Below are 19848 nucleotides of genomic sequence, written 5' to 3' on the forward strand. Positions count from 1 at the left end.
CCAGCACGAGGCCTGTCTGCTCCCGCCGAGCGACCGCTCGGAGCGAATTGAGACGTTCGGCACAAACAACAAATTTCTACGACCAGCTTCTCCGTTACTTTACCGGTAGCCACCGCGTTGCGGCTGCTTTCTACCCATAACCATTTTTGCCTTCTATGTCCGTATTTCTTCGCCCTGGCTATCCTATTGCCCTTTTGTCCGGCCTATTGTTAGCAGCTACCGCTCACCCTCACCCAGTAGCGGCGCAAGCGCCCACCGTCACGGACCGCACCCCGGCCCGTAATGCTCCGGCGGCCGCCGCGGGAGGGCCGGTCAATGTTACGTTTTCGGTGCCAGTGAGCGCGGCCACGGCGGGCAACCTGCGCGTGTTTGGCAACCAGCGGCAGGGGCAGCGAGTCGGCACCGTGAGCGGCGGTGGTATGGCCGGCCTCAGCTTTCAGCCCGCGCAAGCCTTCGCGCCGGGCGAGCAGGTGAGCGTGACGGTACCGGCCACGGTGCAGGGAACCAATGGCGCAGCCGCCCGCCCAGAAGTCTATCAGTTTCGGGCGGCGGCGGGGGCTGGCCCGGCCGATTTCGCGGGCGGCCCGACGCTGCCCGTACCGGGCCCCACCGCCAGCTTGGTGGCCGGCGACGTAGACGGTGACGGCGACCTGGACCTGGTAACCACTGGCGGCACCACGGTCGGCATCCGCCTCAACGATGGCACGGGCGGGTTCAACAATGCCCCCGACCTGACGGCCCCCGCCGGCAGCGCCCTGAATGGCGCGACCTTGGCCGACGTGGACGCCGACGGCCGCCTCGACCTGCTCACCAGCGGCAATAATTTCCTCGATACCTGGCTTAACACTGGGGCCGGGACATTTGCCCGCACCAGCCGGTTCGCGGTGAGCGGCTTGCTGATGGCGCCCGTGGCCGCCGACCTCGACGCTGATGGCGACCTGGACGTGTTGCTGGCCGACCCCGGCTTCCGCACCGTCCACGTATGCCTCAACGCGGGCACCGGCACCTTCGGCAGCGGAACCGACGTGCCGATGGGGGAATACGTGTACTCGGTGGCCGTGGCCGACTTGGACGCGGACGGGGATGTGGATTTCGTGGGCGCCGGAGCGGTGAACGGCAACTACACCAGCGGCTACGCGAACGTGCGCCTCAACGCCGGTAATGCCACCTTCGGCAGTGCCCCGGACGTGACGACGGGGGCCCTCAGCGGGGCCGTAGCTCTCGGCGACCTCGACGGTGACGGCGACGCGGACCTGGTGGTGGGTAATGTAATTGCGCCCACAAACGTGCTGCTCAACAACGGCAACGGCACCTTTGGCAGTGCCCCCGACGTGACCAGCGGCAGCAACACGGATGCCGTGGCCCTGGCCGACGTGGACGGCGACGGCGACCTCGACCTGCTGCAGACCGTGAGCCAGGTAAACGGCATTGTGCTGAATCTGAACGACGGAACGGGCCGCTTCGCGGCCGGCCGCCTGGTGCGGATGGGCAACGGCCCATTTGCCTTGGCCGTAGCCGACATAGACGGCGACCTGGCCCTGGACCTGACGGCGGCCACCGCCAGCGGCACGGCCCTGACCGTGCGCTTCAACCGCCTGCCGGCACCCGCCATTACCGGCCTGGCACCCAGCAGCGGGCTGGTGGGCAGCAATGTTACCATTACGGGCATCGGCTTTGGTACGACCACTACCGTATTGTTCAACGGCGCGGCGGCGGGCTTCGTAGTGAACGGCAGCAGCAACCTAGTGGCTACGGTGCCGCCGGGGGCTACCAGCGGGCCGGTGACCGTGACGACCGCGGGCGGCACGACAGTCGCGGCCCCTGGCTTTAGCGTGACGGGGCCGCCCGCGCCCGTGGTAGTGAGCCGCAGCCCGGGCCGGGATTTGGTTGGCGCCAGCCCGATCGGCCCAGTGGCGCTCACCTTTTCGCAGGCCATCGCGGCTCCCTCGGCGGCGGAACTGCGGGTGTGGGGCAACCGCAGCGGCGGGCGACGGCCCGACGCCGTGGGCGGCGGCGGCACGGCCACGCTGAGCCTGCAGCCAGCCCTGCCCTTTCGGCCGGGCGAGGTGGTGCAGGTGAGCGCGCCGCCCAGCCTGCTCGGCACCAGCGGCGCGGCTGTGCGGCCCGAGGGATACCAATTTACGGCGGCGAGTGGGGCCGGTATGGCCACATTCGTCAGCGGCGGCGATATTTCGTCCCTGCCTAATCCTAGCCTGATGCAGCCGGGCGACCTGGATGACGACGGCGACCTGGACTTTATTGCTGCGGTGCCAACCGGCTTGCAGGTTTTCACCAACAACGGGCGCGGCACCTTTAGCCCCGGACCCATGGTGGCTTCTTTCGCTCGGCCTCAGTACGGTAACAGCTCTGCCTCGGCAATGGCCGACGTGGACAACGACGGCGACCTCGACTTCGTGACGGCCGGCACCTACTACCGCAACAACGGCAGCAGCTTTGCCAGCATCGCGCTGCCGGGCCTCGGCAGCGCCGGCGACGTGAAGGCGGGCGACGTGGACGGCGACGGCGACCTGGACCTGCTTTCCTTTAGTGTGACCACTGGAGAGGGCCTGCTGGTCTTCAACGACGGCACGGGCGCTTTCGGCCCCGCGGCTGTGCTGGCGCTGGGCGGCACGGCCAACCAGGTAGAGCTGGCCGACGTGGACGGCGACGGCGACCTGGACGCCGTCGCCACCAACCGTTCCGACGGCACCGTGACGCTGTGCCGCAACGACGGCCGCGGCACCTTCGGCCAGCCCGCAGTGGTGATGGTCGCGCCCGACCCCGTGAACCTGAAGCTGGCCGACCTCGACGGCGACGGCGACCCTGACTTGGTGGTTGCCAATAGTTTCGACCCCATGGGCAACACGGTGAGTGTGCGCCTGAACAACGGGTTGGGGCAGTTTGCCGGCACCGGGCAGGTCACGGCCTTCGCTAACCTTTCCGACCTCACGCTGGCCGACCTCAACGGCGACAATCGCCCCGACATCGTGCTGACGGCTGGCCCCGAGCTCCGAACTTCGCTGAACAACGGAACCGGCGGCTTTTTGCCCATCACGCAGATTCCGCTCGCATCCGGCAGTTCCCTTGGCCTGAGCGTGGAGGACTACAACGGCGATGATGCGCTGGATATCGCAGTGGTTGGGTACAACATCGGCAGCAACACGCCGCTGCTGCTGCTCAACCAGCTTCCCCGGCCGGTCGTTACCAGCTTTACGCCCACGTTTGGGCTGCCCGGCACGGTGGTCACAGTCACGGGCCAGTACTTCGTCAATGTGCTAAACGTGGCGCTGAACGGCACGTCCGTGACCAACCTAGTCATCAACTCGCCGACCAGCCTCACCTTCACGGTGCCGGCCGGGGCCACCACGGGCGGGGTGTACGTCTATACCGACCATGGATACAATAACAACTCGCCGCTCTTTACCGTGTCGAACGTGCCGCCCGATTTGGACGTGATTGGCCCGATGGATGTGGCCGGCATCTACCGCAACGTAACCGTCTTCCAGTTCTTCGGCACCGTGGCCAACCTCGTGGGGCCGCTCACGGTGACGGGTACGCTCACGGTGCGGGGCGGCGGCACCCTGCTCACCAACTGCCAGCCCATCACCGGGCCGGGGGCCTTCGTGATGGAGCCTTTCGCACAGCTCACCATCTGCGACCCGGCCGGCATCAGCCTGAGCGGACCCACCGGCGCGGTGCAGGTGGCAGGGCCGCGCACCTTCGACAATCAGGGCAACTACACCTACAACGGCACCCAGGCCCAGGCAACTGGTACCGGCCTGCCGGCGCAGGTCGCGCGGCTCACCCTCGACAACCCCACCGGCCTGGCCCTCACCCAGCCGCTGGCCATCACGGAGCTGCTGCGCCTGAGCCGCGGCGACTTCAGCACCAACGGGCAGGGCCTGACGCTGCTTTCGTCCTTCGGCGGGCAGGCCTGGGTCGATAATGCCGGCGGTGCGGTGCTGGGCACGGCCACCGTCCAGCGCTTCGTGCTGGCTTACCGCAACGCCGGCCTGGGCTACCGTCACTTCAGTGCCCCGACCACCAACGCGACGGTGGGCAGCCTGGCCACCGCCGGCTTCGCGCCCGTGGTGAACCCGGCCTACAATACCGCGCCGGCGCCGGGGCTGGTGACACCCTTCCCCACGGTGTACGGCTACGACCAGGCCCGCAGTAGCACCGCGACCAGCAACTTCAGCGACTTCGACAAGGGCTGGGTGTCGCCCACCGGCCTCACCGACCCGCTCGTGCCGGGCCGGGGCTACTCGGTGAATCTGAGCAGCGGCCGCACGGTGGCCTTCACCGGCCCGCTCAATAACGGCCCGCTCGTGCTGCCGCTGGCCCGCGCTGCCACGCCCGTGGCCGACGGCGGCTGGCAGCTGCTGGGGAACCCCTACCCCTCGCCGCTCGACTGGAGCCGGGTGACCATTCCGGCCGGCCTGGAGCCCGCCCTCTACTACTTCCGTAGCACCAGCGCCTACGGCGGCACCTACACCCGCTACGTGAACGGCATCGGCAACCCGGTGCTGGACGTGGGTCAGGGCTTTTTCGTGCGCGTGGCCCAGCCCGGCACCGCAGTGAGCCTGACGCTGACCAACTCTGCCAGGCGCGTCGATACCAACCCGGCCGACTTTCTGCGCCCGACGGCCGATGCCCGGCCCCGCCTGCGCCTGCGCCTGACCGACGCGGCCGGCCTCGCCGACGAGGCCACTGTCTATTTTGAAGCCGGGGCCACAACAGGCTTCGACGCGGCGTTCGACGCCCGGCAGCTGGCGGCCAACTCCGGCGGCGAGCCCTCGGTGTGGGCCGTGGCCAGCAGCGGCGAGGCCCTGGGCATCTGCGGGCTGCCAGTCGGCGGGGCCGGCACGGCCCATGTGCCGCTGGGAGTGGCCCTGCCGCGGGCTGGCACGTTCACCTTCGATGCCCCCACCCCCGCCAATCTGACCGGCCTGAGCGCTTGGCTCGACGACGCGGCCACCGGCCGCACCGCACGCCTGGATGCGGGCGGCACCTACGCCTTCAGCGCCGGGGCGGGCGCCCTGACGGGGCGCTTTACGTTGCGCTTCGGGCCGGCCGCGCCGCTAGGCATAGCCGGCGGCGCCCTCGCGGCGGGCGTGAGCCTGTACCCCAACCCGGCGCGGGAAAGCCTGACGGTGCGGGTGCCGGCCGTACCGGGCGTGGCGGGGTTTGCCGTTGAGCTGCTGAACGCCTTAGGGCAGTCTGTGGCGCGGGGTACCGGGCCGCTGCCGGCGGGCGGCGGGCAACTGGTGCTGCCCCTGGCCGGACGGGCAGCCGGGCTGTACGTAGTGCGGGTGCAGGTGGGAGGCACCACGATTAGCCGGCGCGTGGTGGTGGAGTAGCGCTGTCCACGCCCTGAAAATCGGTTCTGGACAGGCTAGCCGCAAAAAACTTCGCAGCCCAAGCAGCCTTTTTGGCCCGGGGCCTGTCTGCCCCGCACTGGCCCCCTGCGCGGGCTTACCTTGCCTGCATGCCAGCTCCGCCCGCTGACTTACCCGACTTGCTCCGCCGCTGCGGCCACCGCGAACCCGCGGCCCAGCGCCAACTCTATGCCCACTACGCCGGCCGGATGCTGGGCGTGGCCCGGCGCTACGTGCGCTCGGTGGCCGAAGCCGAAGACATTCTCCAAGATGCCTTCGTGAAGGTGTTCACGCGGCTGGGCGACTTCCGGGCCGAGGGCTCGTTCGAGGGCTGGGTGCGGCGCATCGTCGTCACCACGGCCCTCAACCACTGGCAGAGCGGGCAGCACCGCCGCCAGCAGTTGCTGCTCGACGACGTGCCCGAGCCGTTCGCGGCCGATGCCGACGCCCTCGACCGCCTGGGCGTGGCCGAGGTGCTGGCCCTCATCGAGCAACTGCCCGACGGCTGCCGGCTGGTGCTCAACCTCTACGCCGTGGACGGCTACACGCACGGCGAAATTGCCGAGCTGCTGGGCATTCAGGAGAGCACCTCCAAGGCCCAGCTCAGCAAGGCCCGCAAACAACTCCACTTGCTGCACCAGCGGCAGACCAGCTACCTGAACCTATGATGGAAGAACCGGAAGAAAACCGCCTCGACCACTCCCTGCGCGACAAATTCGAGGACTTCGAGCTGACCCCAACCGGGCAGGTGTGGGCCGGCATTGAGCAGCGCCTGGCGGGAGCGCCCCCGCCGCCCGTGCTCCGCGCGCGCCGGCGGCCCCTGCCGCTGCCATTGCTGTTTGGGCTCACGGCCCTGCTGGCGGGGCTGTTGGGCTGGCTGCTGCCGCACGGAGCCGGCGCGCCCGGCCAGGGGCCAAAGCAGCGGGCAACGGCCGCTGCCGCAGCTTCGCCGGTCACAAGAGACTTATTCCAGGCCCCTTCGGAGAAGCGCGAAGTGGCGGGAGCAAACCCAATTTCGGCGAATCCGAGCCCAAGCTTGGCGAAAGCAAACTCCGGGTTGGCCTACCCGAGCCCAGGCTTGGCGAAACCGAACTCTGGTTTGGCAAACCCGAGTTCGGGTAGGCCAACCCGGAACCCCGAAACATTAACCCCGAGCCCAGGTTTGCCAAGCCCGGGTTTAGAAGTGGCGCTTTCGGGCTCAGAGGCCCCTCCGGTAAGCTCCCGCTCGCCGGATTCGGGGTTGGAGGCAGGGACGACCAAACCGCGGGCAGCGACGGCCGCCACTGACTCAGTGCCGCCCGCCCTGCGCACTTTGGTGGCGCTGGAGCGCCAGACGCTGGCGCAGCTGCCCGGCATGGCCCCGCCGAGCCCCGCTGCCCCGCCCGCCGGCAGCCGCGCCGCACTCCTGGCCAGCCTGCGGGCCGAGCGAAACGAACTGCTCCACTTGCAGCGCCGCACCGACAGCACCCTGCTGGCCCTGGGCGACGTTCTGCCTGCCACCCTAACCTTCACTGCCGGCCCCAACACCGGCGAGCAGCGCGAAACCAGCCCCCAACAGCTGGCTATGGCATCTCGGAGGTGGAGCGTGCTGCTCACGGCCACGCCCGAGCAAAACACGCTCGGACTGCAAGGCCCCGAAGGCGACAGCCTCACCGCCCTGCGCCGCAACCACGAAACCGGCCGCGCCGGCTTCAACGCCGCCCTGCTGGCCGAGTACCGCCTCACGCCGCGCCTGAGCGTGGGCGGCGGCGTGGGCTACAGCACCTACGGCGCCGACCTGCGCCTGACCACCAAAAACACCGAGGTGCGCGTGACCTACGACACCACCACCACGCGCACCACCAGCTTCCTCACCTCCACCAACCAGACGTACTCCATCCGCATCCTGCAAACGCCGCAGCTCTCGCCCATCTTCAACGGCAGCGGCCAGGTCATCCGCTACGACACGGTGTACGTGCCTCGGCAGGACACCGTGTTCACCACCACGGTGCAGCGCGACAGCACCCACGCCATCCGCCGGACGGTGACGCCGCTCATCAGCAGGTTCGAAACCCTCACGGCCCGGCGGCTGCGGCCCGATTACCGCTTCTTCACGGTGCCGGTGCTGCTGCGCTACCGCCTCACGCCCGGGGCCGGCCGCTGGTGGACCGACGTGAGCGCCGGGGCGCAGCTCCAGTTTTTCCTGGGCGGCACCCAGGTCGTGACCGAGGACGGCGAGAACTTCCGCACCGAAAAAATCGCGCCCGGCAGCGGGCCCTTCCGGGCGCTGAACGTGGCCTTGTCCGGCTCGTTGGCCCTGAACTACGCCCTCACCAACCGCCTGAGCGTGAGCGTGGCGCCGAGCATGCGCTGGCAGGCCCTGTCGTTGTACAAGCTGGAAACGGGGCTGCGGCAGCAGCCCACGGCCACCGGCCTCATGTTCGGGGTCCGGTTCGGGCTGTAAAGATTCTTGGCCGGCCCGGCAGCCTTTCGGGGGCGGGGCTGGTCTGGGGATTTAGAAACGGTAGTACTGCGGCCCGGCCGGGGCGGTACTGGTTCGTTTCAACGGTGGCGCGGGCCGCGCATTCGGCTTTGGTCTTTTTCTTTCTTTTCTGATGAAACTGCTACAATTCTTTCTCTTGCTGACTGGCCTCCTGCTGGGCCAGCAATCTGCGGTCCGGGCCCAAGTAGTGGACTGGGCCCAGCTGGCGCGGGGCTCAGACCGGCCCCTCACCGGTGGAACGGGAAGCGCCACGGACCTAGCCGGCAATACCTACGCCGTCGTTTCGTTTCGAGACACGCTGCGCGTCGGCACCCAGGTGCTTTTGGCCACGGCTGGCAACGGCGCGGTGGTGAAGTACGACTCGACCGGACAGGTGCAATGGGTGCAGCAACTGCGCAACATTTTGCTGCAAAACGGCATCGCCGTGGACCCCGCCAACGGCGGCATATTCGTGCTGGGACAGTCATTGGGCGGCACCTGGGGCGGCGTGCCGGTCACGGTAAGTCCCACGGGTAGCTTTTTTGCCAAATGCTCGGCCGCCGGTACCCTGCAATGGGTGACCGCGCTGCCGCTTTTGTCCGGCGCCTACCGCAACCAGTCGCCCGTGGGCCTGGGCGGGGCCCTGACCGCCGACGGCCTAGGCAACTGCTACGTGATGGGCAACGTGCGCGGAACCGCTACGTTGGCCGGAACGGCGCTCGACTCGACCACGACGGTGGTGCTCCAGGCCAACGCCGCTGGGGCCATTCAATGGACCCGAATTTTCCGCACTGCGGGCATTACCGGGCCAACCAGCCGGACTCAGCTTCAAGCCGTAGCCCTGGGGGCTAAACCCAGCGGGGGCTGCGTGGTGATGGGATACTACAGCCGCGACCTGTACTTCAGCGCTTCGGGCCCGGCACCCGTGCTTTCACCCGCCGCCGCCATTGGCAGCAGTCAGGATTCTTTTATCGGCAACCTGGACGTAGCCGGCAGCCTGCTGTGGGCGCAGCCGGCCCCGGCCCGCACCACCACCAGCCCAACGGGTGGCAATATCTTCGGCATCGCGGCCGACGCGGCCGGCAACTGCTACGCAACCGGCCGGTTTGGCAACGGCGGCTTCGGGCTGGCCAAGTACAACGCCGCCGGCGTGCAGCAGTGGCTCACCGCTTCGGCGGCGGCCCCGGCTGGGCAAACCAGCGGCGGCATTGCCGAAGATGTGGCCGTGGACGATGCGGGAAACATCACGGCCGTGGTGGGCACCACCGCCAACAGCCCAACCATCGCCGGCCCGCTGGTTGTCGGCACTCTGGTGCTGCGTAGCCCATACAACATCGTGCGCTTCAATGGGCAAGGGCAGGCGCAGTGGGCGGTGGCCGATGACTGGCAGGGCTTCATCACGGGCTCGACCACGCGATTTGCGCCGTATCTGGAGCCCGTTTCACTGGGCCTGGATGAGCAGGGTAACGTGTACTACTCGGCCAACGTGGTAGCCGGCATCGATACGACAGCGGCCAACCGGCGGCCGGCCATCATGCTCGGCAGTAACACGCTAGTGGGCCGGGGCTTAGTCGTTGCACGCGTGGGCGTTCGCACGAATACCATCAGCGGCGCGCTTTACCTCGACCAGAACGGCAACGGCCAACTGGATGCCGGCGACACGGCCTTTCCACAGACGCTGGTGGTACAAGCATCACAGCCCACGCTCGCCGCCGTGGGCTCGCTGGGCACTGATGGTAAATATCGGCTTTACGCTGGCCCCGGCGCCTACACCGTGGCCGCGCCGGTTGCGCCCACGCACTACGTACTTTCCCAGCCGGCTTCGGGCAGCTACGCCGGCAACTTCGGCAGCTTCGGCAACGCCGACACCGCCCGGCACTTCGGTTACCGGCCCCTCGCCAACCAGGCCGACCTGCGCGCCACGCTCACGCCCTACGGCGCGGCGCGGCCAGGCTTCATCACCCGCTACCGCCTAACGGTGGAAAACGTGGGCACCACCACCGTGGCCAGCGGCACGGCCACCGTCACGCTCGATGGCCGCATGGCCTACGTGAGCAGCACCCCCGCCGGCAGCCGCGCGGGCCAAACCGTGACCTGGGACTACGCCAACCTGGCCCCCTTCGGCCGGCGCGAGTTCGACGTGCTCTTCAGCCTGCCCACCAATACCACCCTCGGCACGCAGCTCGCAACCACGGCCGCCGCGCCGCTGGCCGGCGACGTGGCCCCCGACGACAACACGGCCGGCGCCCAGCAAACCGTGACCGGCTCGTTCGACCCCAACGACATCGAGGTCAACTACGCCCGCCTCAGCCCCGCCCAGGTGGCCGCTCGCCAGCCGCTGGATTACACCATCCGCTTCCAGAACATGGGCACGGACACGGCTTTCACGGTGGTGCTCAGCGACACGCTGGATTTCCGCAAGCTTGACGTGGCCAGCCTGCAGCTCGTGGCGCAGTCGCACAACTGCCTTTGGAGCCTGAGCGGCACGGGCCTGCTCACGGTGCGTTTTCTGAACATTCAACTGCCTTATCGTAACCAGGACGTCATCCGCTCGCAGGGCTTCGTGCGCTTCCGGGTGCAGCCGCGCACCACGCTGGCCGTGGGCGAAATCATTCCCAACCACGCCCGCATTTACTTCGACTATAACGACCCCGTGCGCACCAACACCGCCACCACGGCCGTGCTGCTGCCCACCGCCACCCTGGCCCGCCACACGGCCGCGGCCTGGGAAGCCTACCCCAACCCCGCCACCGACGCCGTGACCGTAGCCGCCGAGTTGGCCACGGCCGGCCCCGTGCGCCTGGAGTTGCTCGATGCGCTGGGCCGGCCCGTGCGCCGACTAGCCTTTGCGGCGCCGGCCGGCCCTTTGCGCCAGCTGCTGGACCTGCGCGGCCTGGCCCCGGGCCTGTACGTGCTGCGCGTGACGCCGCCCAACGGGCCAACCACCAGCCACCAAGTGCTGCACGAGTAGCTGACGCATTACCTACAGCCGTTCTCAGGTTCGTGTACTGGTCGTCCGGCTCCCCTCTCCGCGGGAGAGGGGCCGGGGGTGAGGTTTCCCGACCGCGCCACGTACACGAACCTGAAAGCTGCTCTAAGTTCCTCAGTTGGAAAGCCGGGCTGCTCCCTCACGGGGCGGCCCGGCTTTTTTATGCGGCCGTTTAGTCGATGCCGGGCGCCGGCTGATGTGGAAATAGGGGGCCTTGGTCGGCACTACCGCGGCGGGCAAAACTCCTGGCGCCAACGCGGCGCGCGGTTTGGCACGGTTTTGTAATATCTCCTGTCATCGGCCCGGTGGCCGGGCTGGGTGCCCGGTACAAACGAGGCCGGTTTCTTTCACCCCCTCCATCTTTTTGGTTATGAAAATTTCACGCCTTTCGGGCGGCCTGGCCGCGGCTTGCCTGTTGATTTCTGCGGTGGTTACTCCGGCCTCGGCCCAGGGCACCCGCGATGCTTACGGCAACCCCAAAGCCGCGCCCTCGCCCCGGCCGATGGGGTCGGCGCGCCGCACGCCGGCCTACGGCAAACCAGCGTATTCGCCTTCCGCCGGCGCCAACTCCGCCGTGCGGTTCGGCTTCCGCGGCGGCCTGAACCTGGCCGACGTGCAGGGCGACGCCGTCAAGACGTTCACCGACCTGGCCGGCTACGCCCCGGAAGGCACCATCACCCGGGAAATGCGGCCGGGATTCTACGCCGGCATCTACGCCACGCTGCCCCTGGGGCCCGGCTTCGCCATCGAGCCCGGTATCTCGTATTCGGAAAAAGGCACGGTGCTGCAAGGCAAAGTCCCCGTCCCGGCCCTCGATTTCCTGAGCACCCGGCTCACCGGCACCGCCCGCCTGGCGTACGTCGACGTGCCGGTGCTGGCCAAGGTGTTCGTCACGCCGGGCTTCTACTTCTACGCCGGCCCGCAGGCCTCGTTCCTGGTCAGCGGCCAGGCCCGCGTGGAAGCGGGGGCCCTGGGCTTTGCGGCCTACCGGCAGGATTTCGACATCTCCAACCAGCTGCGCAAGGTTGACTTTGCCGCCGTAGGCGGCCTGGGCTACCAGTTCGAGAACGGCCTGGGCATGAGCGCCGGCTACGACTACGGCCTGAGCTCACTCGACACCGGCAACCGCTTCGACGTCCAGAACCGGGTCATCAAAGTCGGCGCCAACTTCTCCTTCTAAGCTGATTACCGGCCGTTCTTTTCCAATTATGTAGTTCCTGTTATTCCTCGGGTAAGCATCCGAAATAGTTTATAAAAAGGCCCCGCCGTTGCAACGGCGGGGCCTTTGTTGTTCAATGATGTTCGGACAAGTCAGCCCCCTGGCCAGCTCTTGCTCCGGGCGGCCAACGCCGCTTTCGTACCAAATTGGGAAATGCTCCCAATATTAGACGTTTAATCTTTCTCCTTCAATGGTTAAACAGTACCTTTGGTCGAATACATGGCTGGGCACTCTCGGCAGTATTTAATCTTTGCCCGAGAGTTTTAATTATTAGCCGCAAGCACCGTGAGAATTTGGGTAGTTTTAGCCGCCTCGGCCTTGGGGCTGGCCGGCGCGAGCCGGGTTGCGGCCCAGCGGGCGCTGGGCAAGCTGCTCTTTTTCGAGCCGGCGCTCTCGGTGAACGGCAAGCGCAGCTGCGCATCCTGCCACCGGCCCGAAAAAGCCTTTACCGACCACCGCGGCACCCCGCGGGCGCTGCGTTTCGCCGGCAACCTGCGCCGCAACTCCCCCACCATCCTCAACGCCGCCGGGCAGACCAGCTTCTTCCACGATGGCCGCGCCAGCAGCCTCGACGCCGTGATTGAGGCCGTGCTGACCAGCCCGGACGAGTTTGGCAGCAGCTACGCGCAGGCGGCGCAGCGGCTGGGCAGCAGCGCCGAGTACCGGCAACTGTTCCGTCGGGCATTTGCGGCCCCCGTCGCGGCAAACACCATCAACGCGGCCCTGGTGGCCTACCTGCGCGCCCAGACGGCCACTGCCAGCCCGTACGACCGCGCCCGGGCCGGCGGGCCCGCCCTGCCCGCCACCCCGGCGGCCGGCGCGGCGCTGTTTGCCGGTGCCGGCGGCTGCGCCGGCTGCCACGGCGGGCCGCAGTTCCGCGACGGGCAGCGGCACGAGGTGGCGGCTGGCCAGTGGGTGAAAACCCCCACCCTGCGCAACGTGGCCGTGACGATGCCCTACCGGGCCGACGGCGGCGCGGCCACGCTGGCCGCCGTCCTCACCGACGGCTACCACCGGCCGCTACCGCCCCGGCCCCTCACCGCCCCCGAGGTAGAGCAGCTCACGGCTTTTCTCGAAGCCTTGACCGACACCACCTCCGCCGACCACCGGGCCCCGGCGGCCCTGCCCCGAATGCGGGACCTACCCGGCCGCGCGGTGGGGGGGCAGTACTAACCCACGGTTCATCGGCTCTGCCAGGTTCATTCGGCTTTTGTCTTGGTCTCCTTATCTCCCGCTTTTTCTTTTTCGCTTCTGCTTTTAACCTCTTTTTTATGAACGTCAGATTACTTTTCATTCTACTGCTTGGCTCGCTGGGGTCCGAAACCGCGGCCGCGCAGGCCGGGGCCGAAGATTCTAACCCGTATTTTGAGCACGAAATTCTGACCTCGGCCGCGCTGCTGGGGGTGGACTACAGCCCCGATGGCAAGCGCGTGGTGGTGTGCGGGCTGGGCCGCGACATCGTGGTGTACAACGTGGAAACGGGCAAGTCGCTGCTGACCCTTAAAGGCCATACCGACGACGTGGTGGCCGTGAAATACAGCCCCAACGGCCGCTACATCGCCTCGGGCGGCGTCGACAAAGCCCTGATTTTGTGGGACGCGCTGACCGGCGAGCTGCTGCGCAAAAATACCGAGCACGTCGATTACGTGCGCGACGTGGCTTTCAGCCCCGACAGCAAGCGACTGGCCAGCGCCGGCTGGGACGGCCAGACCCTGGTGTTCGACGCGCTGGGCGGGCAGCGCCTGGCCACGCTGGGCACCGCCCGCGCCGCTGCGCCGGTCGCCGCCTACGACAAAGCCAAGACCAACAAGGGCCGCTCGACCAACATGACGTCGGTGGATTTCAGCCCCGACGGCACCGAACTGCTCACGGCCAACGGCGACCACAGCCTGCGGGTGTGGGACACGCGCACCTGGCAGCAGAAATACGGCCTGACCGGCCACACCGACGAGGTGTGGGACGCCCGCTACGCCCCCAACGGCCAGTACGTGGTGAGCGGCGCCTGGGACAACACGGCCCGGGTGTGGGACCTGAAGACGCAGAAGCTCGTGTACACCATTCCGGCGCACGTGTCGGACGTGTGGGGCACGGCCTTCAGCCCCGACGGGCAGCTGATTGCCACCTGCGGCGGCGACCGCAAGGTGCGCGTGTGGGACGTGGCCACCGGCCAGCTGGTGCAGGACGTGAGCGGCGAGCTGCACACGGCCGAGGTCGAAAACGTGGTGTTCAGCCCCGACGGCCGGCACCTGGCCAGCGTGAGCCGCGACGGCTCGCTCAAGTTCTGGCGGGTGCCCAGCACCGACGAGCGCATGGCCGCCTACGCCAACCAAAACATGCAACGCTGGGCCCGCAAGAGCGAATTTGAGAAAACCGACGAGTACCAGAAGCGCATGGCCAAGCAGGACGAGCGCCGGAAGGCCTTTTTGCAGGAGGGCCGGGCCAAGATGCTGGCCACTTACGGCAACTCTGCTAACTGGCAAAGCTTCAAGCTCGGCGAGTACAGCGCCGACACCGAGTATTTCACGCTGCTTTCGCCGCTTTTCGCCCAGCCCTACCGCCTCAAGGTGCCCCCGCGCGAAGCCGAAGCCTTCCGCAATGCGTTTGCCGGTGCTAAATACGGCGAGCCTGCTTTTGAGTATCAGAACGACGCCGTGATGCTGCGCACCGCTACTATGAGCGTGACCGTGGAAGGCGCGGTGCGCACCTACCCCATCAGCCGCTAGTTTTATGCGTATTGTTCTGTATGCCCTGGCCCTCGCGGGCCTGCTGGCGATGACCCTGCCCGAGCTGCCGAAGCCGCGCCGCGAGTTTCGGCCGGCCGCTGGCAACGGCCGCGTGGCGGCTTTCAGCCCCAACGGCAGCCTGGTGGCCGTGGGCGGCGCGGCCCCGGTGGCCGTGTTTCAGACCGGCACCGGGCTGCTGCTGCGGACCTACCCCGGCCACACCCAGCCCGTAACCGACCTGGCTTTTGCCCCCCACCCCGACACCCTCCTCAGCGCCGATGCCGCCGGCCAGGTGCGTCTGTGGAACCCCGAAACGCTCGCTACGCTGGCCAAATGGCAGGCCCCGGGCCCGCTGCGGGCCGTGGCCTTTGCCCCGGGCGGCGGCCGGGCCGTGCTGGTGGGCGCCCGCGGCTGCTGGCTCTGGAACCTGCGCGGGGCCGCGGGGCCGGTGCTCGTCAAGCTCACGCTGCCGGAAAAAAGCAGCATCACGGCGGTGGCTTTTGCTCCCGACGGGCAGCGCGTGGCGCTGGGCTTCGATTCGGGCGTGGCCCTGGTGTACCACCTGGGTACGGGGGCGCAGGTACGAAAGGCTTTGGCCACCACGCCGGTGCGGAGCCTGTGCCTGCACGCCGACACGCTGCTGGCCGCCACGGGCACGCCCAATCTGAAAAGCTGGCCCTTGCAGCCCGGCGCGGCCGTGGCGGTGCTGCCCCTGCCCCACCCCCTCACCGCCCTGGCCATCGAGCCCAGCGGGCGTACCCTGGCCCTGGGCTTCGCCACCGGCGACGCCGTGCTATGGAACCGCGCCAACAACCGCGCCGAATACGAGTGCCACGGCAAGGGCCCCACCAACCGGGTGCAGTTCCAGCCCGGCGGCGACCTCCTGCTGGCCGCCTACGAAGCGGACGGCCCCAAAACCTGGCTTATTCAGTGATTAACGGTTAGTGGTTAACGATTAGTGATTAGTGGACAATAAACCGCCGTCAACCACTAATCGTTAATCACTGAGCGTTCCCTACCGCTTGCCCACGGCGGGGCTGCCGCTCAGGCCCTCAGCCAGGCGCACGAGGCGCACGAACTCGGCGCGGTAGCCGTCGGCATCGGCGCCGCGGGCGCCGTCGGCCAGGCGCTCGGTGGCGGCCCAGGTGGCGGTGCCGCGCTGCTCGCTCTGGCGTAGCAGCATACCAAACTGGGCCACGGCGGCGGCAAAGCGGAAGTCGACCGAGGCCTTTTCGATGCTGCCCGCCGCGCCTACCAGGGGCTGGGCCAGTAGCTTACTGGTGCTGCCCTGCGGCTCTTTGTAGCGCAGCTTCACGGTCAGCACGTCATTGGTGAGGAACGACTGGAGACTGGCGGGCGCAGCCTTTTCGGGCTGGTACTTGAGCTGGTCGACCAGCGGCTGGGCGGCGCCCACGGGCACGATTTCGTAGAGGGCCGTGACGGTGTGGCCCGCGCCGAGCTCGCCGGCGTCCTTGCGGTCGTTGTTGAAATCCTCGGCGGCCAGCAGGCGGTTTTCGTAGCCCACCAGGCGGTAGTGGGCCACCCGGGCGGGGTTGAATTCGACTTGCAGCTTCACGTCCTGGGCCACGGTGAAGAGCGTGCCGCCGAACTGCGCCACCAGCACCCGGCCGGCTTCGTCGAGGTTGTCGAGGTAGGCGTAGTTGCCGTTGCCCTTGTCGGCCAGGGCTTCCATGCGGGCGTCGCGCAGGTTACCGCGCCCGCAGCCCAGCACGGTGAGGAACACGCCGCTCTCGCGCTGGTCCACGATGAGCTGCTCCAGGGCCGCGTCGGAGCTTTCGCCCACGTTAAAGTCGCCGTCGGAAGCCAGGATGACGCGGTTGTTGGCGTCTTTGTTGAAGTACTGCTTGGCCGTGGAATAGGCCAGGCGCAGGCCCGCGCCGCCGGCCGTGGAGCCGCCGGCCTGCAGCCGGTCGATGGCGTCGAGGATGACCTGGGGCTGCGAGCCGGGCGTGGGCGGCAGCACCAGGCCGGCGGCCCCGGCGTACACCACCAGCGCCACGCGGTCCTGGGGCCGCAGTTGCTTCGTCAGCAGCTTCAGGCCGGCCTGCACCAGGGGCAGGCGGTCGGGGCTCATCATCGAACCCGACACGTCGACCAGGAACACGAGGTTGGCCGGGGGCAGCTTGGCGGTTTCGATGCGCCGGGCCTGCACGCCGACGCGGGCCAGCTGGTGGGCGGGGTTCCAGGGGCAGGCGGCCAGCTCGGTGCTGATGCGCACGGGGTCGGGCGAGGCGGCGGGCGGCGCGGGGTAGTCGTAGCGGAAGTAGTTCAGCAGCTCCTCCACCCGCACGGCGTCGCGCGGGGGCAGTTGGCCTTCGTTAAGGAAGCGGCGCACGTTGCTGTAGCTGGCGTTGTCCACGTCGAGGGCAAAAGTGCTGAGCGCGTCTTTTTTTACTTCGAAAAACTTATTTTCCTGCATCTGGGCGTAGGTGTCGCCGGCGCCGGCCTCGTCGCGGGCGGGCATGGTGGCCAGGGGGCTGGGGGTGGAGGTGCCGCTCGACAGTGCATCGTAGTCGCCCACGGCTTGATCGGCATTCCCCTGGTTCCCCTTTGCTCGTTTCGCCGGGTAAGTCGTAGCGCCCCGAATAACCACGCCCGGAGCGCGTCTTATGCCCTTGGCTACCACCACTTCGCTCAGCTCTTTGACGTCCATCGTCAGGTTCATGTTCACCACCCGGGCGCTGCCGATGCGGACCTCCTGCGTGACGTAGCCGACGCTGGAAAACACCAGCGTGGCGGCGCTGGCATTCGCTACCCGCAGCGCGTAGCGCCCATCGGCCGCCGTGCTGGTGCCTTGCCGAGTGCCTTTGATGAGCACCGTGACGCCGGGCACGGGCTGCTTCGTTTGGCCGTCGCGCACTACGCCGGTGATGGTGCGGTGGCGGGCCGTATCGGCGGGGGCGCCGACGGGCGCCGTGCTGCGGGCGGCTTGTTGGGCAGCGGCGGGCGCGGCGGCCGTCAGCAGCAGCGCCAACGCCAGGGAGAGGGGGCTTTTCATGAGGTATTGGGGAATGGGGTGAAACGTTGTCCTCCTGATGCCGCCGGCCGCCAGAATACACACGGCTTCGAAAAACTGGGCGCCGGGCCACTCCTTGAAGGCCAGCGGGCCGGCGCGCGGATTTTTGGTACGCGAACTGCTAGGGGGTGCCGAGCAGCCCGGATTTTACCTCGTCGGGACCTGCGCCCTCATTCCCAAAGCCTCCTTTGCGCAGTATTTTTCCGGGTAAAAATTTGCTCGAAAAATTTGCGTAAGTCCTCTTTACATTTGCGATACTCCCTCATCCACTTTTATTCTCACTTTCTCATGAATAAGCGTCTTTTGGTATTTGTTAGCGCCCTCTTCTTTCACCTGCTGCTGGCCGTGGTGCCGGCCCGGGCCGCTGGCCCCGACGACGTGCTGGGCGTGTGGAAAAATGGCGAGGGTACCGGCATGATTCAGATTTACAAGCAGGATGGCAAGTACCACGGCCGCCTCGTCTGGCTGAAGGTGCCCAACAACCCCGACGGCACCCCCCGCACCGACGTGAACAACCCCGACGAAGCCAAGCGCAAAACGCCCCTCAAGGGTTTGGTCAACATGCGCGACTTCACCTCGACCGAAGCCGGCAAGTGGGAGAACGGCAAAATTTACGACCCCAAAAACGGCAGCGACTACAGCTGCGAGATGACCCTGAAAGACCCCAACACCCTGGAGGTGCGCGGCTTCATCGGCGTGTCAATCTTCGGCCGCACCGACGTGTGGAAGCGGCAGGTGGCCAAGAAGTAGCGCCGCGCCGGCTGCGGCCCTTCCCCCTTCTTCCACGCTGGTTTTCCCTCTTCGCATGAAATTTCTTTACCTGTTGCTGACCGCCGGGTTGCTCGTAGCCGTGCCGGCCGCCGCCCAAACGCCCGATACCGCCCGCACCGCCCCGGTCGAAAACTTCGACCAGTTTGGCGACGCCTCCGCCGAGGGCGCCACCAACTACGCCACCCAAAAAGTGCTGTACCTGACGCCCACCAAGTTGATTTCGGTGGGCTACGAGGCGCAGTTGCCCTTCGACCTCACCACCATCGGCCCGTCGCCCCGGTCGGGCACGGAGCCCACCGGCGCTGAGGTTAGCACCCGCGTGAATTCGGCCCGCGGCATCCGGCTGGCCCTCAACACCCCGGTTATCTCGCGCAGCGACTTCATTTACAACGTGGGCCTGACCTACTGGAACACCGGCCTCGACCTGGCCAACCCCGAGCGCTCGCCCTACTTCGACCGGCTGCAGAATGGCCTGCGCACCACGGGCATCAACACGACCATCTTCAACCCGTTCGACACCAAGCGCTTCTTTCTACTGCAGCTCAACCTCGATGCCAGCGGCAACTACCGCGGCGTCAACGAGCTGCGGGCCGAGCACTTCACGTTCAGCGCCACGGGCGTCTACGGCTGGAAGCCCAACGACAACTTGCAGTGGGGTCTGGGCCTGAGCCGCACCTACCGCGCCGGGCAACTGCTCTACATTCCGGTGCTGCTCTACAACCGCACGTTCTCGCCGCAGTGGGGCTGCGAGGTCATCTTTCCGGCCCGCGCCGAGCTGCGCCGCAACTTCGGCACCAAGGCGTTGCTCAAGCTGGGCTACGAGCTGGAGGGCAATTCCTACTACCTGGGCAAGGCCGGCACCGACGAGGTATACCTGCGTCGCGGCGAGCTCAAGCCCCGCCTCACCTACGAGCAACAGCTGACGGGCTTCGTGTGGGTGTCGGCCCAGGCCGGCTTGCGCTACAACTACCGCAACGACGCCTTCCGCAACCAGGACCCCACCGGCGAGCGGGAAAGCACGCTGGGCTCCGAGCCGTCGCTGTTTCAGAACACGCTCACCAACCCGCTGTACTTCAACCTGAGCCTGAACCTGGTCAGCCCGTAGTATTAGTTTAGTTGTCAGGTGTTAGTTGTTAGTTGTTAGTTGTCAGTTGTCAGTCAAATGCTTGCCAAGATGCTAACAACTGACAACTAATACCTGACAACTAACAGCTACCAACTCAGCCGCACCGGCCCGGCGGGGCAGCCCGCTGCGGCTGTCCGGCCGGGC

Annotated in this window: 11 protein-coding genes; 10 read left to right on the forward strand and 1 reads right to left on the reverse strand. The window is 67.4% G+C overall.

Annotation, left to right across the window (positions count from 1 at the left end; genetic code table 11):
• Nucleotides 1-194: 194 nt before the first annotated feature.
• From RMO51_RS16570 to RMO51_RS16605, 8 genes are all read left to right on the forward strand, one after another.
• Nucleotides 195-5360 (forward strand): FG-GAP-like repeat-containing protein, encoded by a 5166-nt coding sequence (locus tag RMO51_RS16570; RefSeq protein WP_310396484.1) that lies wholly within the window; start codon nt 195-197, stop codon nt 5358-5360.
• Between the two features lie 128 nt (nt 5361-5488).
• On the forward strand, nt 5489-6046 hold the full coding sequence (locus RMO51_RS16575) for a sigma-70 family RNA polymerase sigma factor (protein ID WP_310396486.1): 558 nt from the start codon (nt 5489-5491) through the stop codon (nt 6044-6046).
• A gap of 623 nt (nt 6047-6669) precedes the next feature.
• Nucleotides 6670-7821: a hypothetical protein gene (locus tag RMO51_RS16580; RefSeq protein ID WP_310396488.1), complete on the forward strand. Its 1152-nt coding sequence runs from the start codon at nt 6670-6672 to the stop codon at nt 7819-7821.
• A gap of 151 nt (nt 7822-7972) precedes the next feature.
• A complete protein-coding gene (locus RMO51_RS16585) occupies nt 7973-10810 on the forward strand; it encodes a T9SS type A sorting domain-containing protein (RefSeq protein ID WP_310396489.1) in 2838 nt (945 codons plus the stop codon).
• A gap of 388 nt (nt 10811-11198) precedes the next feature.
• Complete coding sequence (locus RMO51_RS16590; RefSeq protein ID WP_310396491.1) at nt 11199-12008, forward strand: porin family protein; 810 nt, start codon at nt 11199-11201, stop codon at nt 12006-12008.
• 324 nt (nt 12009-12332) lie between these two features.
• Nucleotides 12333-13220: a cytochrome-c peroxidase gene (locus RMO51_RS16595; protein WP_310396493.1), complete on the forward strand. Its 888-nt coding sequence runs from the start codon at nt 12333-12335 to the stop codon at nt 13218-13220.
• A 98-nt stretch (nt 13221-13318) separates the two neighbouring features.
• Nucleotides 13319-14770 carry a WD40 repeat domain-containing protein gene (locus RMO51_RS16600; protein ID WP_310396495.1) on the forward strand — a complete coding sequence of 484 codons (1452 nt, stop codon included), beginning with the start codon at nt 13319-13321 and terminating at the stop codon, nt 14768-14770.
• 4 nt (nt 14771-14774) lie between these two features.
• A complete protein-coding gene (locus RMO51_RS16605) occupies nt 14775-15704 on the forward strand; it encodes a hypothetical protein (RefSeq protein WP_310396496.1) in 930 nt (309 codons plus the stop codon).
• An 81-nt stretch (nt 15705-15785) separates the two neighbouring features.
• On the opposite strand, the gene RMO51_RS16610 is transcribed toward RMO51_RS16605, so the two are convergent.
• Entirely contained in the window at nt 15786-17789 is a 2004-nt protein-coding gene (locus tag RMO51_RS16610) for a von Willebrand factor type A domain-containing protein (protein WP_310396498.1), read from the reverse strand.
• Nucleotides 17790-18095: 306 nt separating this feature from the next.
• Here RMO51_RS16610 and RMO51_RS16615 point away from each other — a divergent pair, with 306 nt between their 5' ends.
• Complete coding sequence (locus RMO51_RS16615; RefSeq protein ID WP_310396499.1) at nt 18096-18557, forward strand: DUF2147 domain-containing protein; 462 nt, start codon at nt 18096-18098, stop codon at nt 18555-18557.
• A 55-nt stretch (nt 18558-18612) separates the two neighbouring features.
• Complete coding sequence (locus RMO51_RS16620) at nt 18613-19683, forward strand: DUF6268 family outer membrane beta-barrel protein (RefSeq protein ID WP_310396501.1); 1071 nt, start codon at nt 18613-18615, stop codon at nt 19681-19683.
• Nucleotides 19684-19848: the final 165 nt, after the last annotated feature.

The sequence above is a fragment of the Hymenobacter sp. genome (genome assembly GCF_031398885.1).
Lineage (GTDB): Bacteria > Bacteroidota > Bacteroidia > Cytophagales > Hymenobacteraceae > Hymenobacter.